Raw genomic sequence first — 16196 nt, forward strand, 5'->3', positions numbered from 1 at the left:
GCTCAGACTCCCTTGAGTTGCGGCACCCCGTCCGCGGGTTGCTCCACGTTCCGGTAGATGTCCGGCTCCAGGTAGATCACCCGGGCGATCGGTACCGAGTTGCGGATCCGCGCCTCGACCGAGTTGATCCCCTCGGCCAGCTCGGCCGCGGTGGCGTACGGCCGCACCGCGACCTTCGCCGCGACCAGCAGCTCCTCCGGCCCCAGGTGCAGGGTCTTCATGTGGATGATCCGCTCGACCTCGGAACCGGAGGTGATCGCCTGCTCGATCCGCCGGACGTCCTCCGGGGTGGCCGCCTCGCCGAGCAGCAGGCTCCTGGTCTCCAGCGCCAGGATGACCGCGATGGCCACCAGCAGGATGCCGATCGCCGCCGTGCCGGCCGCGTCCCAGTAGCCGTTGTCGGTGATCAGGGTCATCGAGACCCCGACCAGGGCGAAGATCAGACCGAGCAGCGCACCGAGGTCCTCCAGCAGCACCACCGGCAGCTCCGGCGCCTTCGCCCGGCGGACGAACTCCGTCCAGGACGCCTTGCCCCGGACCACGTTCGACTCGACGATCGCGGTCCGGAACGAGAACGACTCCAGGATGATCGCGACCACCAGTACCACGACCGGCAGCCACTGCCAGCTCTTGATGCCGTACGGGCCGTCCGCCGCCTGCTCGTGCCACTTGTGGTACGCCTCGTAGAGCGCGAAGAGGCCACCGAGGGTGAACAGCACGATGGAGACGATGAACGCGTAGATGTAGCGCTCCCGGCCGAACCCGAAGGGGTGTTCCGGGGTCGCCCGGCGCCGGGCCCGGCGCCCGCCGAGCAACAGCAGCGCCTGGTTGCCGGAGTCGGCCACCGAGTGGATCGACTCCGCGAGCATCGACGACGAGCCGCTCAGCGCGAACGCGACGAACTTGGTCACCGCGATGCCCAGGTTGGCCAGCAGGGCCGCGACGATCGCCTTGGTGCCGCCACTCGCGCTCACGACCGGTCCTCCGCCGGCACCGTGCCCCGGTTCACCGGCACCGGGAAGCAATCCAGATGAGCACCAAGATCGGCCGGACCCTGGGCCACGGCGGCCCCGACCCGGGTGGTCTGCTCGGTCACGGGTTGGCAAGCTCCTTCATCTCGGTGATCGCCGGTACGGCCATCGGGTCAAGTCCGTGCGCAAGCGCCAGGTAGATCGAGGCGAAGTCGGGCACCGCGATCAGCGAGGCGAGCCGTTCCAGCGCGGACCCGCCCTCGGCGGTCACCACGTCGCAGCGCACCCCGCGCCGCTCGGCGAGGGTCTGCACGGCATCAGCCCGGCGCTCCTCCACCACCAGCGGCTCGTCGGTGTCGTCGTCGGCGTTCAGGCCGCCGTCGCGGAGCAGCACCACCCGCAGCCGGGTGCCGGTCGACTCCTCCTCCGGGTCGGCGAAGATGTCCCGGCTCGACTCGCCGAGGCCGCCGAAGACGCCGTCGAGCAGGCCGACCCGGCCGCGCCCCGCCTCGCCGAGCGCACCGGCCACCACCGGGTAGCGGGCGTTCGCCGAGAGGGTGTCGCCGAACCGCCGGGCGGCGGCGGTGGCCAGCGGGGACGAACCCCAGACGATCGGCACCGAGCCGGCCAGGCCCAGCGCCAGCGACTTGGCCGGATTGACGAAGGACTCGGCGGACGGGCGGCACCGGTCGGCGTCCGCGTCCAGCCGGGCCGCCGTCTCGGCCAGGTCCGCCTCGTTCACCTTGACCAGGCCGAGCGTGCGGGCGGCCATCAGCACCGGCACGGTGAGCGCCCAGAGGCTGGCCCGGGCCGGCGCCCGGCGGGGTACCGGGATGAACGGCGCCCGGGCGCCCTCGGCCACCGACTGGAGCCGCGAGTCCGGCGCACCGACCGCGACCAGCCGGGCTCCGCGCCGGGCGGCGGCCTCGGCCGCGCCGAGCGCCTCGGGGCCGCGTCCGGAGGCGCTGACCGCGATGACCACGTCCGCCGCGCCCACCCAACCCGGCACCCCGGCACTGCGGTGCTGGATCACCGGGACGGGACAGCGCGGGCCGGCGACGGTGGCCAGCACCTCACCGGTACGCGCGGCGGTGCCGATGCCGGCGATCACGACCGCCCGGGGGCGGCCCTCGTCGGCCAGCATCCCGAGGTTGGCCTCGGCGGCCAGCGCGGCGGACTCCCGCACCTGGGCCCCGGCCGCGGCGGTGTGCCGGAGCATTCCGCCCGGGTCGGTCTCGTTCAACACCGCGACGTCGTCGAGCAGCGTCTCGTCGGCGACCGGGCGACCACGCAGCCCGGCCGTACCGTCCATCATCGCTGGTCCGTGGTGCCGCCGGGGGCGGCGGCCGGGCCGGTCGTCGCCGGTCCGCCACGCGCCTCGTCCAGCAGCAGCACCGGCACGTCGTCGCGCACCTCGAAGATCCGCGCGCACTCCGTGCAGGTCAGGGTCTGCGCCGCCGGATCGTAGTCCAGCGGTGCGTGATGGGTGTCCGGACAGGCCAGGATCTCCAGTAACTGCGGGTCGAGGGCCACCGTGCGGCTCCTTCCACTCCTCGTGCGGTAGGTCGGGTACGGCGGGTCCCCGACCAGCGCGATGGATCTTATCGGCGAACCAGTCCGAGTACCTCGTCGCGGAGTGCCACCATCCGGTCCGGGGTGGGCGCCTCGACGTTCAGCCGGAGCAGCGGCTCGGTGTTGGACGCGCGCAGGTTGACCCAGGCGCCGTCCGGGAAGTGCAGGGTCAAGCCGTCCAGCTCGTCGATCTCCGCGTCCGGGTAGGCGGACCGGACCTCGGCGAGCTTGGCCCGTTGGTCCGGTACGGTCGAGTTGATCTCGCCGGAGGAGGCGTACCGCTCGTACGCCCGGCCGAGCTCCGACAGCGGGCCCTGCTGCTCGCCGAGCGCCGCCAGCAGGTGCATCGCGGCGAGCATGCCGGTGTCGGCGAACCAGAAGTCCCGGAAGTAGTAGTGCGCCGAGTGCTCGCCGCCGAAGGCCGCGTTCGTCCGGGCCATCTCGGCCTTGATGAAGGAGTGGCCGACCCGGCTGCGCACCGGCTCGCCGCCGTGCTCACGGATGATCTCCGGCACCGCGCTCGACGTGATCAGGTTGTGGATGATCGACGCGCCCGGATGCTTGGCCAGCTCACGGACCGCCACCAGGGCGGTGATCGCCGACGGCGAGACCGGTTCGCCCCGCTCGTCGACCACGAAGCAGCGGTCCGCGTCGCCGTCGAAGGCCAGTCCCAGGTCGGCACGGTGCTCGCGTACCGCCGCCTGGAGGTCGACCAGGTTCGCCGGGTCCAGCGGGTTCGCCTCGTGGTTGGGGAACGAGCCGTCGAGTTCGAAGTAGAGCGGGACGATCTCCAGCGGCAACGCCGGCAGGACGGTGTCGCCGAGCACGGCCGGTACGGTGTGCCCGCCCATCCCGTTGCCCGCGTCGATCACCACCTTGAGCGGGCGGATCCCGGTCAGGTCGACCAGGGTGCGCAGGTGGGCGGCGTACGCCGGCAGCAGGTCCCGGCGCTCCAGCGGCGGCAGCGGCTCGTCCGCCAGCCGCGGCTCGGCCTTGTCCAGCAGCGCCTGGGCCCGGTCGCGCAGCTCGGCCAGCCCGCTGTCCTGGCTGATCGGCCGGGCGCCGGAGCGGCACATCTTGATCCCGTTGTAGGCGGCCGGGTTGTGGCTGGCGGTGAACATCGCGCCGGGCAGGCTGAGGCTGCCGGAGGCGTAGTAGAGCAGGTCGGTGCTGCCGAGGCCGAGGTGGAGCACGCCGAGCCCCTCCGCGCGGACCCCGTCGGCGAAGGCGCCGGCGAGGCCCGGTGAGGACGCCCGCATGTCGTGGGCGACGGCTACGGTCCCGGCCGGCTCTCCGGAGGTACGGAGAAGCTGCGCGAAGGCCGCACCCAACGCCTCGGCGGCCCGCTCGTCCCACTGGTCAGGAACCGTGCCCCGGACGTCGTACGCCTTGACGATTGCGGACAAATCAGACAAGATCTCGCCCCTCAGCCGGACACTCGGTCAACGGCCTGAGCGTATCGGAGCCGGAAGCCGCACCCCGCCCCAAGGCGATCTGCCGACGGCGGCAGGTGCCGTCCGCCCTGTTCGGCGTGCCGTGGTATCCCCCGCTGTTGGGCGTGCGGTGGCATCCCCGCTGTTCGGCGTGCCGTGGCGTCCCCGACACGCCAGGCCGGACGGCCGCTCGGGCTACGACTCAGGGCGCCGGGCCGGCGGCAGGATCAGGGTGGCGTCCGGGCCACCCGCCGAGGGCGGCTCCGACGGTACCGGTCCGCCCGGTCGGGGCGGCGCGGCACCCGGCTCGGCCGGCGGCACGTCACCGGAGGGCACGGAGCCGCCCCGGACCGGCGGCGCCACCTGCGGCGGGGACGGGTGCGAGGTTGCCCCGTGCGGCGGGACCGTTCCGGGCTGCCGGGGCGGAATCGACCCGGCCGGGCCCGACGGAGCCGACCCGGCGGTGGGCAGGATCAGCGTCTGATCACCGACGACCGGCGGTACGCCGCCCGCCGCTCCGGACCGGTCGGCCGCCCCGGCACCGGGCAACGGACCGGCAGGGCCTGCGCCGGGCATCCGGGCACCGCTGCGGAAGACCTGGCCCGTCGGCGGAATCCGGGTCGTCGGGTCGGCGCCGGCCGGCGCGATCCGGGTGGTCTGCTCCGCGCCGAGTAGGACGATCCGGGCGGTCGGATCCGCATCGGCCGCCGTCGCGCCGACCGCGCGGCCACGCTCGGCCCGGCCACGCCGGATCAGCAGCACGATCAGGGCGACTCCGATCCCGACCATCACCACGCCGACCACCATCACCAGGCCGCCCAACCCCAGCGACCCGCCGGAGGAGCCGGCGGCGGCCGACTTCGTCGGCACGGCAGCGGCCGCCGCCTGAGTGGCCTCCACGACCGGCTCCTCGGTGGCCTGCACGGTCGCCGACGGGATCACCAACTCGGGGGTACGCTCCGGCGACTCCGGGCGGTCCCCGGTCCGGCCGGTCACCCGGGCCGAGTCGGTGCCCCGGCCGAGCAGTCGCCCGCCCGCCCCGTACGCCTCGGCCAGCAGGGTCACCCGGCCACCCGGCACGCCCTCGGCCAGGTTCACCCGGTACCGGCTCGACACGCTCTTCTTCGCGCAGAGTTCGGCCTTGTCCGGTGCGGTGCGCTCCCCGACGACGATCCCGTTCGCGGCGTCCGCGACCGGCACCCGGCGCCAGTCCCCGTCGGCGGCGACCCGCAACTCGACCTGGTCGGCGGTCAACCCCGGCAGGTGCACGGCGAGCACGGTTCGGACGTTGACACAGCCTCCGCTGCGCATCGAGACGCTCACCGTCACCGAGCCCGCCGAGCCGCCCGCGCTGATCGATTTTGGCGCGCGGACGCGTACCGACTCGCCCTCGGCCACGGCCGGGGCGGCAGCGAGTGCCACCGCCGTGCCGACCACCAGGCAGACGGCTCCCCACCAGGTTGCGGCGCGCCGTACCGACATGACCACCTCGCTCGTCGCAGGGCAAGATCCGGGCACAGGCTACCGGTGGACCGGCAGCCGCCTTCTCTGATGCCCGACCCGCGCGGTGTCGAATCCTCCGACGGCGCCGGAGATGCCCCCGTACCGCAACCCGGGACCCGCCCGACGACGGCCACCGCCCGCCCGGCACCGGCAGAAGTCGACGAAGGGTTGCGCCCTCACCTGCGCCCCTCCCCGGGCGGAAGCCACCGGAGGGCTCCGACCGTCACACGCCGGTGAGCTTGCGCAGCTCGGCCCGACAGAGCCGGTCCGCCTGCCGGGTGGACTCCGGCAGGCGGTAGCGCGGAGTGAGCCGGAGCACCTGAGCGCAGGCGTTGTCCAGATCCATCCGGTGCCCGACCGAGACGAAGACCGGTTTGACGTCGTCCCGGGTACGCAGCACCCGCCCGACCTGCTCCGTGCCGTCGACCAGCGGCGCGGACGACCCGCGCCGCCGCCCCGGCCCGTCCCACGTCCCGACCAGCGGGGTCTTGCCGACGCCGATCGACGGACGGTCGGTGAGCACGCCCAGGTGGCAGGCGAGCCCGAACCGGCGCGGATGGGCGAGCCCGTGCCCGTCGCAGACCAGCAGTTCCGGCTCGACGGTCAGCCGGGCGAGCGCGGCGAGCAGGGCGGGTAGCTCCCGGAAGGCGAACAGCCCGGGTACGTAGTCGAAGGCGGCCCGGCCGGTGGCGACCGCCGTGTCCAGCACTGCCAGGGTGGTCGGGTCCAGCACGGTCACCGCGGCGACGAGCCGCTCGCCGTCCTCGGCGTACGCCACGTCGAGTCCGGCCACCGTGCGGGGTGCGGTCGGCCCCGGCCCGGTCAGGTCGACCAGCGGGCGCAGCCGGTCCTGCACCGCCGCCGCCTCGGCGGCCGTGGCCGGGGTCTCGATCGTGGCGGAAACGGTGGTTAGGTCGGGCGGTCGGTCTACCACTCGATCCCGCTCAGCACCATCACCCGGGACTCGGTGTAGTCCTCCATCGCGCTGCGTACCCCCTCCCGGCCGACGCCGCTGCCCTTCACCCCGCCGTACGGCATCTGGTCGGCCCGGTACGACGGCACGTCGCCGACGATCACCCCACCTACCCGCAGCGTCCGATACGCGGCGAAGGCGGTCCGCAGGTCGTGTGTGAAGATCCCGGCCTGCAACCCGTACGCCGAGTCGTTGACGGCGGCGAACGCGGCCGCGTCGTCCGGCACCGGCGCCACCACCAGGACCGGCCCGAAGACCTCCTCGGTGTTGACCCGGCACCGCGGCGGCACCCCGGTCAGCACCGTCGGCGGGTAGTTCGCGCCCTCCCGGAGACCGCCCAGCTCGATGGTGGCGCCGGCCGCCACCGCCTCGTCCACCCAGCTCTCCACCCGCCGGGCAGCGGCCTCGTCGATGAGCGGCCCGACCTCGGTCGCCTCGTCCGCCGGATCCCCGGTACGCAGCGCGGCCACCGCCGCGACCAGCCGGGGCAGGAAGCCGTCGAGCAGCCACTCGTGCACGTAGACCCGCTGCACCGCGATGCAGCTCTGCCCGGCCTGGTAGTTGCCGAAGGTGGCGATCCGCCGCGCGGCGTGGTCGAGGTCGTCGAGGCTGGCCCAGTCCGCGCAGACCACCGCGGCGGCGTTGCCGCCCAGCTCCAGCGTGACGTGCTTGTCCGGCACCGACTGCCGGATCGCCGCGCCGACCGGCCCGGAGCCGGTGAACGACACCACCGGCAGCCGGGGGTCACGGACCAGGTCACCGGCCCGGTCGTTCGGCAGCGGCAGCACCGAGCACATCCCGGCCGGCAGGCCGCTGCCCGGACCGTCCGGCTCGGTCGCCTCGGCCAGCAGCTCGCCGAGGAGCAGCGCGGTCAGCGGGGTCGCCGGGGCCGGCTTGACCACGATCGGCGCCCCGACCGCGAGCGCGGGGGCGACCTTGTGCGCCACCAGGTTCAGCGGGAAGTTGAACGGCGTGATGCCGAGCACCGGTCCTCGGGGCAACCGGCGGACCAGGGCGATCCGGCCCTCCCCGGTCGGTTCGGTGTCCAGCCGCCGCATCTCGCCGGACCACCGCCGGGCCTCCTCGGCAGCCCAGCGGAAGGTGGCGACCGCGCGGGCCACCTCGGTCCTCGCCCATCTGACCGGCTTGCCGCTCTCGGCGGTGATCAGCCGGGCGACCTCCTCGGCCCGTTCGGCGAGCCGGCGCGACACGTGCGCCAGGGCTCCGGCCCGGACGTGCGCCGGCAGCGCGGCGGCCCGGTCCGCCACCTCGGCGGCGGCGGCCACCGCCGCCTCGACCTGCTCCGGGTCGGCGAAACTGGTCCGGCCGACCTCGCGACCGTCGTACGGATGCCGGATCACGAACGGATCGGCGCCCTGCGCCGGCCGACCGGCGAGGAGGAACGGCACGCACTCCACGCCCGGCAGCCTAGTGCTCCGGTACCGGTCGACGGGTCACCGCTGGCCGTCTCCACCCGGCACGGTGCTCAGGCCGCCGACGGGTCATTGCTCGCTGCTCCTCCGGCCGGCACGGTGCCCAGGTAGTCGTGTAATCGGCTCGACCCTTCGAGCATCGCGGTGGCCCGCTCGGTCAGCTCCTGCCGGCGGCGCGACACGGCGGCCCGCAGCGCGACCGTGCTGCCGGTGCGGCGGAGGCCGTCCAGGATCGGCCGGATCTGCGGCAGCAGGTAGCGGCTCCGCCGGAGCATGCTGATCATCTGAGCGTCCCGGATCTCGGCCGGGCCGAACCGGCGGTACCCGGTGCCGGGTTCCCGCTCCGGTACCAGCAGGCCGGCGGCCTCCCAGACCCGCAGCGCCGACGTACGCACGCCGAGCCGGGCCGCCAGCTCGCCGATCCGCAGCGTCAGCCGGGACACGCTCGCCGACTCGGTCTCCTGCTCGGCGACCGCCTCCAGAGCCGCAGCGGTCTCGGCGAGCGAGCGGCGCTCCTCGTGCAGCCCGGCATGGCTGGCGTCGACCAGCGCCAGCGCCGACGGCAGGTCCCCGGCGTGCACCGCGTGCATGATGGACCGGGCCGTGTCCCAGCCGTAGCCCTTGGCCAGCGCCCGGTAGGTCAGCAGTGCCCGGCGGTGCCGGTCGTCGAACTGGCGGTACCCGGAGTCGCTCCGGGGCGCCGGGGGCAGGACTCCAGCGTCGAGATAGTTGCGGACCTGCTGGGTGGAGATGCCGGCCAGCCGGGCGAGGTCGACCGGGCGCAGTCTCCGCTCCGCCGGGCTCACCGCGCCGTCCCGCCGGCCGCAGGCCGGTAAGCCGGGTTGAGGGTTGCCAGCCACATCCGCCCAGGTTAGGCCCTGAGGTTGCCGCAACTCTCAAGATGATGCCCTAGAAATCTCAAGGTGGTGCCCTAGAAATTGTCGAGTTGCTCGGTCAGGTCGGCCAGGTCGTCGGCGTGCAGGTCGAACCGGTCCGCGGAGGTGGGTGGGTCGCCGACGGGGCGCGCGACGTAGGCGGTGCGCAGGCCGAGGCCCTGTGCTCCGCGCAGGTCCCAGGCGTGCGCGGCGACCATCAGCAGCCGCTCCGGCGGTCGCCCGGAGACGGTGACGGCCAACTGGTAGACCGCTTGGTCCGGCTTGTAGGTCCGGGCGTCTTCGGCGGACAGGGCCTGGTGCCAGCGAAGTCCGGCGTGGGCGTTGAGTCCCAACAGCGCCGTCCGGCTCGCGTTGGAGAGTCCGATCAGCGGAAACCGTTCGGCGAGTCGGGCGAGCCCGGCCACGGTGTCGGGCCACGGCGGGAGCCGGCGACCTGACAGAGCCAGTGCCGCTACGGCGCTCGGGTCGTCGACCCCGGCGGCGTCGGCGACGAGCCGGGCGGCTTCCAGGTCCAGGGCGTCGCTGGTGAGGTAGGGCCGGACGCCGTCGAGGATGTCACGTTGCTCGCGGTCGATGTGCTGCTGCCACAGCGACAAGAGCTGCTCGATCCTGGAATCGTCGAGCGACGGGGCGAGCTCACGAATGCCGGCGCGGATACCAGCGGGTTCGTCGACGAGCGTGCCGAGCACATCGAACACCACAGCATCGATCTCTAGCTCTGACATGGGAGAGGTCTCCTGGGCGAAGCAGGGGCGTGAAAGTGGCGCTGTTACCCGAACGTAGCAGGAAGCCAACCTCGTTAAATGACGGTGCGCCGACGCCGCCGGAACCGATAGCCTGCCTTCGTGGCCAGTCCTGTCGTCCCCGCGTACCCCGACCACTGTGGTCGGTCGGTGCTCTCGCCCGGGTCGGTCGGGACCTTCGGCCGACGGCGTCCGGTGGCTCGTTCCCGAGCCTGCCGAGGCCGCCTGCGCTGACCAGCCTTGATCACGACCGGCGGACCGATCCGCCGGTGCTTCCGTACGTCGGTCAGTCCGCTCCCCCATTGGTCCGGTAACGGACCGGAGCGAGAGGCGTACCCGGGATGAATCTCGAAACCCTGCTCACCGACCGGCTGGCCCGGTCGTTCGCGATCGTGGCCAGCGGTCCGGTGGATCCGACCGTCCGGCGGTCCCGGCACGCGGACTTCCAGGCCGAGGCGGCGCTGGCACTGGCCCGCCGGCTCGGCCGGCCGCCCCGGGAGATCGCCGCCGAGGTGGTCGAGCGGGCGGCGCTGGCCGATGTGTGCTCGTCGGTGACGGTTTCCGGCCCCGGCTTCGTCAACCTCACGGTGTCGGACGGCCTGCTCGGCGACCTGGTATCGGCGATGTCCGCCGACCCCCGGCTCGGCGTGCCGACCGTGACCACTCCGGAGACGGTGGTGGTGGACTACTCGGCGCCGAACGTGGCCAAGGAGATGCACGTCGGGCACCTCCGGTCGACCATCATCGGCGATGCCACCGCCCGGCTGCTGGCGTGGCTCGGTCACCGGGTCGTCCGGGCCAACCACCTCGGCGACTGGGGTACGCCGTTCGGGCTGCTGATCGAGCACCTGGTCGACCTCGGCGAGGCGGCGTCCGTGACCGAGTTGTCGATCGGCGACCTCGACTCGTGCTACAGGGACGCCCGGGCCAAGTTCGACGCCGACGAGACGTTCCGGGAACGGGCCCGGCGGCGGGTGGTCGCGTTACAGGGCGGCGACGAGGCGACGCTGCGGCTGTGGCGGCTGCTGGTCGCCGAGTCGGAGACGTACTTCCTGGCCGTCTACGACCGGCTCGACGTGCTGCTGGCCCGGTCGGATTTCGTCGGCGAGAGCCACTACAACCCGATGCTCGGCCCGGTCACCGACGAACTGGACCGGCTCGGCCTGCTCGTCGAGAGCGGCGACGCGGCCTGCGCCTTCCCGGCCGGTTTCGCGGGCCGGGACGGCGAGCCGGTGCCGCTGATCGTGCGCAAGCGGGACGGCGGGTACGGCTACGCCGCCACCGACCTCGCCGCGCTCCGTTACCGCACCGAAGAACTCGGCGCCACCCGGCTGCTCTACGTCGTCGGGCTGCCGCAGCGGCAGCACTTCGAGATGGTGTACGCGGTCGCCCGGCAGGCGGGCTGGCTGCGGCCGCCGGCCAGGGCCGAACACGTCGGCTTCGGGCTGGTCCTCGGGCGGGACGGCCGGAAGCTGGCCAGCCGGGCCGGCGACTCGGTGAAACTGGTCGACCTGCTCGACGAGGCGGTGGCCCGGGCGGCGGCGCTGGCCCGGCAGAAGAACCCGGGCCTGGACCAGGCCACAGCGGCCGAACTGGGCCGGGCGATCGGCATCGGCGCGGTCAAGTACGCGGATCTCGCCAGCGACCGGACCCGGGACTACGTCTTCGACTGGGACCGGATGCTCGCGCTGTCCGGCAACACCGCCCCCTATCTTCAGTACGCGCACGCGCGGATCCGGTCCATTTTCCGGCGGGCCGGCCGGGCGGCGCCGGAGGGCGTACCTGTCCTGGTCGTCGAGCCGGCCGAGCGGGCGCTCGCGCTCGAACTGCTCGGCTTCGGCGCGGTCGTCGGCGCCGTGGACCGGACCCTGGAATTCCATCGCCTCGCCGGCCACCTGTATGCGGTCGCGGTCGCGTTCAGCGGATTCTTCGAGCAGTGTCCGGTGCTCCGCGCCGAGCCGTCCGTCCGGGAGAGCCGGCTCGTCCTCTGCGACCTCACCGCCCGGGTACTCCGGCAGGGCCTGCACCTGCTCGGCATCGCGGCACCGGATCGAATGTGAGCGTCCCGCCGTTCACCCAACCGGATGTGAGCGTCCCGCCGTTCGACGAGGAGCCGCCGCCCAGCAGGGAATAACTGTAATAGCGCAGGCAGTAACTGGAAGAGCGTCCTTCGCGCCCCCTGAGCGACGCGATGGACGCCACAATCACCGGCTACCGGGCCCTTACGCTACGCCCCACCCATGGTAACAATTGGCGTACTTGGTGGGAGAACCCCAGTATTCGCAAACCTGGACGTGGACGCCGTAACCATCCGAGAAGAAGTTACCCTGCACCGAAACACAGCTGCCATTGTTGGATGGATCCTTGACCACCACTCCTTGCCCTCCATAATCACCGGCAAGGACCGCATGGATCCCGCGGCCATCGGAGCGATTGTCGCAAACCGTAATCTTTTCGTACGACGGATACCCGGCCAAATCGGCGTCGAAGAACACTGCGCCGCTTCCGCTCTTGGTGTAGAGCCAGCCCACGTTCGCAGGCGGCACTGCCGCATGCGCTTGTGTGCCCACCCCGAGAACGATTGTCGCGATCGCTGCCACCACCACACCTGATCTCCGCAACCAGCGCATACCTGCTCCATTCCTAACTCTCTTGAATGGTCGATTCGGGCCCCGACCCCACACGCCAATTGCCTTCCGAGTCCGCGGGTCAGGCGACTCTCAGTTGATTGAATCTACGGTGCCCGTGGATCTGCGCGCCAGATTCACCGGCGCCTTGAGGAAAATTTGAGCTATCGGCGCCCGCGCCTGGGATCGATGTAGCCGGCCTCGTCGGCCAGCGCTTCAACTGCTGGGTGACACCCGCCCGGCACGGCGTCTTCCGAAACGACTTCCGACGTGTCGAAACCAAGCCGGTTCCTGTGCGCAGGTCGGCGGTTGACGCAGCGCGGTCCCGGTCAGGAGAGTTCGGCGAGGATTCCCTCGCAGCTGCGTACCACGACTCTCGCGGCGCGGCGCTGGTCGACGCCGCGCAGCGGGTCCTCGGCCAGGTCCTGCCATCGGCGCACCGCCGCCGAGCCGCGCGCCCACAGCTCGTCGCCGGTGACGTCGTGCTCGACGCCGAGCCGCGCCGCCAGGCTCGCCCCGTCCCCGCCGATCAGCCGGTTGGCCTCGGCCGACAGCTCCGGGTCGAACCGGAGCTGCCCGCCGAGCAGCGCGGCGGAGAGCCGCAGCTCACGGAACTCGTGCGCGCCGGCCAGCACCTGCTCCAGCCGGGCGAGCAGCTCCGCCGCGCCCGGTCGCGGCTCGGCCCGGAGCAGCGACTCCAGCGCGATGAGCACCGCGCGGGCCTTGAGCACCGGGGCTCGGTCCACGAAGTACCGGGTCATCGACTCGCGCAGCTCGGTCAGGCCGCTGCGCCGGACCAGTTCGGCGGCGAGCCGGGCCCGGCTGTCGGCGCCGGTCCGGACCAGGGTGGTCGACAGGCGTACCCCGAAGATGCCGAGCCGGTCGAGCAGCCGGTGCCGGATCTCCGGGTCGAGCGGGATCGGAAAGTCGGCGGTGAGGAACCTGTCGGTGGAGAGCAGCAGCCGGTCGGTTTCCGCCCTCGGCAGCGCGGCCAGCGCGGCCAGCGCGGCGTACTCCGACTCGCTCAGCATCCGGCCGGCGAGCGCGACGAGGCCGCCGAGCGCGACCACGCTCAGGCAGTACGCGTTGATTCGCGGGTCGCGGCGGTGCCGGCGGGCGAGCTGCCGGGCGGTGAGCAGCGCGTCGACCCGGGCGCCGGCCAGTTCGTCCACCCTGGACAAGACCAGGAGTACGTTCACCGGCGCGGCCCGGGCCACCGAGCCCGGCTGCGCCGCCTGGAGCGACCACAGCTCGTCGCCGCTGCCGTCCCGGCTCAGATAGAGCACCGCATCCGCCTCGCGGACGATCCGTTGCACGGTGGCCGCACCCCCGCCTGAGCCGCCGACCAGTTCGGCGTCGCCCCCGGCGGTCGGCCCCGCCCCGAGGGCCAGCGGCCCGTGGCCGGCCCCGGAGTCCTCGCCGGCCGTCCGGTCGTCGGCCAGGTGGCTGACCGCCGGAGTGTCGATCAGTACGGCGTGCCGCAGCGCCCGGGTCGGCCACTGCACCACGATGTCGTCGACCCGATCCCACCGCCCACCGCCGAGGTCCACCCGCATCCCGCTGGCGGTACGGGTCACCGCGAGGTCCCGGGGCGCACCCCCGGCCGGGTACGCGGTGACCCGGGGCTCCGGCCCGTCCTCGTACCAGGTGAAGACCTGGCGGCCGTCGGCCACCTCGACCGGCGCGACCGCCTCGCCCATAACGGCGTTGACCAGTGTGGACTTGCCGGACCGCCACGGGCCGGCGACGGCGATCCGCAGCGGCTCCTCGAACCGGGCGAACTGCCGGTGCAGCTGCTCCACCGCCCGCGGATCGTTGCCGTAGACCTCCAGCGCCTCGTGCACCAGCCCCCAGGCCGCCTCGTCCAGCCGGCCCAACCGATTCATGGTGCAAGCTCCGGACCGGTGCTCCCGGTGCTCCCGGTGCGCCCGGCGCCGAGGGACTGCCCGCCGGCCAGCACCTGCGCCCTCTCGTAGAGGTCGGCCAACCGCTTCATCTCCAGGGCGATCCGGCGCTGCCGCTGGTCCCGCTCGGCCGCGTCGGCCTCGGCCGCCTGCTTGGCGGTCCGGAACGACCGGACGATGCCCTCCTGCAACTCCTCGGTCAGTCCGGTGAAGTGGTCCCGGAGCATCCGCTGCACCTGCCGGGCGGTGTCCTTGCAGTCCTTGCTCAGCCGGAGGAAGAAGTCGTCGACGTGCCGCTGGGTCGCCGTCTTCACGGCCGCCTGCCGGCGTTTGAGCAGCGACTTCCCCTCGTCGCGGACGCTCTTGCCGCCGAACAGCGCGCCGGCGCCGAGCGAGATCGGGTTGATCAGCGGCATCCCGGCCAGCGTGGTGGCCAGGCCGAACATCAGCACACCGCCGTACGAGCCACGCAGGCCGGTGACCAGCTTCTGGGTCCGGGTGAACCTCTCGACGGTCGGCTGCTCCATGATCTGGATCCGGTCGCCGAGGTTCTCCGGTACCCGTACCGACCAGCTCGGCAGCGCGTCGAAGCCGTACCTGTCGAACTGGCCGGCGACCCGGTTGGCGATCCAGCCACAGCGTTCGGCCAGCCAGGCGTAGTTCGCCTCGGCCGCGTCGGTGAGGTTCTCGGTCAGCCACTCCTGGAAGGTGTCCCAGCCGGTCAGCGGGTCGGCCCTGTCGAACGCCTCGTCCACCTTGCGCAGGATCTGCCGGGTACGGTCCCGCAGGTCGTACTCGACGTCGGAGATCAGGTCGGCCATCTCGTCGTTCAGGGTGTTCTGCCAGCGCACCGAGCATCGGCGCAGCTCGTCCACCTCGCGCTGGGCGGCGTGCAGCTTCGAGATCGGGCCGGACTGCTCGACGGCGGCCTCCTTCGAGACCGCGAGTTCGGCGCGCAGCGGTGCCGCGAGCTGTTCGAGGACGGTCCGGGCGCCCAGCGCCACCGCCGCCCGGGCCAGCGCGTCGGCCTTGCCGGCCTGGTCACGCTTGATCCGGTTGATCAGCTCGGGGAAGTGCGACTCGGCGTTGAGCTCCTTGTCGTTGCTCCGGGCCGCCTGCAACCGCAGCGTCGCGGAGACCGGGATCAGCGTCGCCGGTACGCCCGCGTCGGCCAGGTGCTGCCGGTTGCGCTCGACCACCGCGCGCCAGTGCGGCACCATGTCGATTTTGCTCTGCACCACCGCCAGGTTGGCGTGCGACTGCGCGATGTGCAGCAACAGGTTCAGCTCGGCGACCGACAGCTCCCGGGTCACGTCCGAGACCAGCAGCACCAGGTCGGCCTGGCTAGGGGTGGCGGCCGGACTGATCGCCCGGCCCGGGTCGGTGCCGTCCACTCCGGGGGTGTCGACGAGGACGAGTCCGGAGGCGAGCAGCGCCCGGGGGAGGCCGATCTCGGCGTGTTCCAGCCCGCCGCCCGGCCGCCGTCGCATCGTCCCGCCGCCGACCGTCCGCCCCCCGCCGGACGGCCCGGCCACCGCCGAGCCGGCGGGTACGTCCCCGATGCCGCCGCCGCGGCCACTGATCCGGGCCGCGATCTGCTCGATCGGTACGGCGATCCGTTGCGCCGGTCCGGGCACCGCCATGCCGGGGCGGGCGCCGGCCACGGGTGCGCCGCCCGGGCCGGCCGGGCCGCTCCGCACCGATGGTCCCTGGCCGGCGCGACGCCGGCCGGGCGGTCGCTGCGGGTCCTGACCGTTCGCCACCTGGTCGGGTGCCGGTGGCGGGCTCCAGACCAGGGCGGCGGTCGGCGCCTCGGCATGCCCGACCACGGTCGGGATGGTGGTGCTCACCCCGTCTCCCACCGGGCAGACCGAGGCGTTGAGCAGCGCGTTGACGAGCTGGCTCTTGCCCTGTTTGGGCTCGCCCACGATCAGTACCCGCAGTCGCGGGTCCAGCAGCTGGGCTCGCCGGAGCCGAAGCCACGAGATGAGGTCACCCCGACCGTGCGCGCCGGAGACCCGCACGATCTCGTCGAGTACGTCAAGCCAGGGGGGCGCCATCACGCACCAAGTGTGCCGGTTACGCCGTAATTATCAAGAGGACCGAAGGCCGGACCGTGGGACCACGGTCCGGCCTTCGGC

14 protein-coding genes are annotated in these 16196 nt (G+C 73.0%); 1 reads left to right on the forward strand and 13 read right to left on the reverse strand.

Features of this window, described 5'->3' with window-relative positions; all coding sequences use genetic code 11:
* Positions 1-2 precede the first annotated feature (2 nt).
* The 10 genes from EV371_RS28360 to EV371_RS28400 all read right to left on the reverse strand — a co-directional run bounded on the left by EV371_RS28360 (position 3) and on the right by EV371_RS28400 (position 9506).
* Positions 3-974: a cation diffusion facilitator family transporter gene (locus EV371_RS28360; protein ID WP_130464741.1), complete on the reverse strand. Its 972-nt coding sequence runs from the start codon at positions 972-974 to the stop codon at positions 3-5.
* Positions 971-1096 carry a hypothetical protein gene (locus EV371_RS34730; protein ID WP_349340853.1) on the reverse strand — a complete coding sequence of 42 codons (126 nt, stop codon included), beginning with the start codon at positions 1094-1096 and terminating at the stop codon, positions 971-973. Before EV371_RS34730 ends, EV371_RS28360 begins: the two co-directional genes overlap by 4 nt.
* Positions 1093-2286, reverse strand: a complete 1194-nt coding sequence (locus tag EV371_RS28365; RefSeq protein ID WP_130464742.1) for an SIS domain-containing protein — start codon at positions 2284-2286, stop codon at positions 1093-1095. Before EV371_RS28365 ends, EV371_RS34730 begins: the two co-directional genes overlap by 4 nt.
* Positions 2283-2504, reverse strand: a complete 222-nt coding sequence (locus tag EV371_RS28370) for a Trm112 family protein (protein ID WP_130464743.1) — start codon at positions 2502-2504, stop codon at positions 2283-2285. The genes EV371_RS28365 and EV371_RS28370 overlap by 4 nt, the downstream gene beginning before the upstream one ends.
* 68 nt (positions 2505-2572) lie before the next feature.
* Positions 2573-3958 carry a phosphomannomutase/phosphoglucomutase gene (locus EV371_RS28375; protein ID WP_130464744.1) on the reverse strand — a complete coding sequence of 462 codons (1386 nt, stop codon included), beginning with the start codon at positions 3956-3958 and terminating at the stop codon, positions 2573-2575.
* 213 nt (positions 3959-4171) lie between these two features.
* Positions 4172-5458 (reverse strand): hypothetical protein, encoded by a 1287-nt coding sequence (locus tag EV371_RS28380; RefSeq protein ID WP_130464745.1) that lies wholly within the window; start codon positions 5456-5458, stop codon positions 4172-4174.
* Positions 5459-5702: 244 nt separating this feature from the next.
* The gene (locus EV371_RS28385; protein WP_486484981.1) at positions 5703-6323 is read right to left on the reverse strand and encodes an endonuclease V; all 621 of its coding nucleotides are present in this window, start codon (positions 6321-6323) and stop codon (positions 5703-5705) included.
* A gap of 83 nt (positions 6324-6406) precedes the next feature.
* Positions 6407-7870, reverse strand: a complete 1464-nt coding sequence (locus EV371_RS28390; protein ID WP_130464746.1) for an aldehyde dehydrogenase family protein — start codon at positions 7868-7870, stop codon at positions 6407-6409.
* A 68-nt stretch (positions 7871-7938) separates the two neighbouring features.
* Positions 7939-8745 (reverse strand): MerR family transcriptional regulator, encoded by an 807-nt coding sequence (locus EV371_RS28395; RefSeq protein WP_207230632.1) that lies wholly within the window; start codon positions 8743-8745, stop codon positions 7939-7941.
* 71 nt (positions 8746-8816) lie between these two features.
* A complete protein-coding gene (locus tag EV371_RS28400; protein ID WP_130464747.1) occupies positions 8817-9506 on the reverse strand; it encodes a haloacid dehalogenase type II in 690 nt (229 codons plus the stop codon).
* A 359-nt stretch (positions 9507-9865) separates the two neighbouring features.
* On the opposite strand from EV371_RS28400, the gene argS reads away from it, so the two are divergent.
* Positions 9866-11584, forward strand: coding sequence for an arginine--tRNA ligase (gene argS / locus EV371_RS28405; protein ID WP_130464748.1), 1719 nt, complete (start codon positions 9866-9868; stop codon positions 11582-11584).
* A gap of 162 nt (positions 11585-11746) precedes the next feature.
* On the opposite strand, the gene EV371_RS28410 is transcribed toward argS, so the two are convergent.
* From EV371_RS28410 to EV371_RS28420, 3 genes are all read right to left on the reverse strand, one after another.
* Positions 11747-12124 carry a hypothetical protein gene (locus tag EV371_RS28410; protein WP_207230633.1) on the reverse strand — a complete coding sequence of 126 codons (378 nt, stop codon included), beginning with the start codon at positions 12122-12124 and terminating at the stop codon, positions 11747-11749.
* A gap of 356 nt (positions 12125-12480) precedes the next feature.
* Positions 12481-14037: a P-loop NTPase family protein gene (locus tag EV371_RS28415; protein WP_130464750.1), complete on the reverse strand. Its 1557-nt coding sequence runs from the start codon at positions 14035-14037 to the stop codon at positions 12481-12483.
* A complete protein-coding gene (locus EV371_RS28420; RefSeq protein ID WP_486484982.1) occupies positions 14034-16115 on the reverse strand; it encodes a dynamin family protein in 2082 nt (693 codons plus the stop codon). Before EV371_RS28420 ends, EV371_RS28415 begins: the two co-directional genes overlap by 4 nt.
* Between the last annotated feature and the right edge of the window lie 81 nt (positions 16116-16196).

This window comes from Plantactinospora sp. CNZ321, assembly GCF_004217235.1.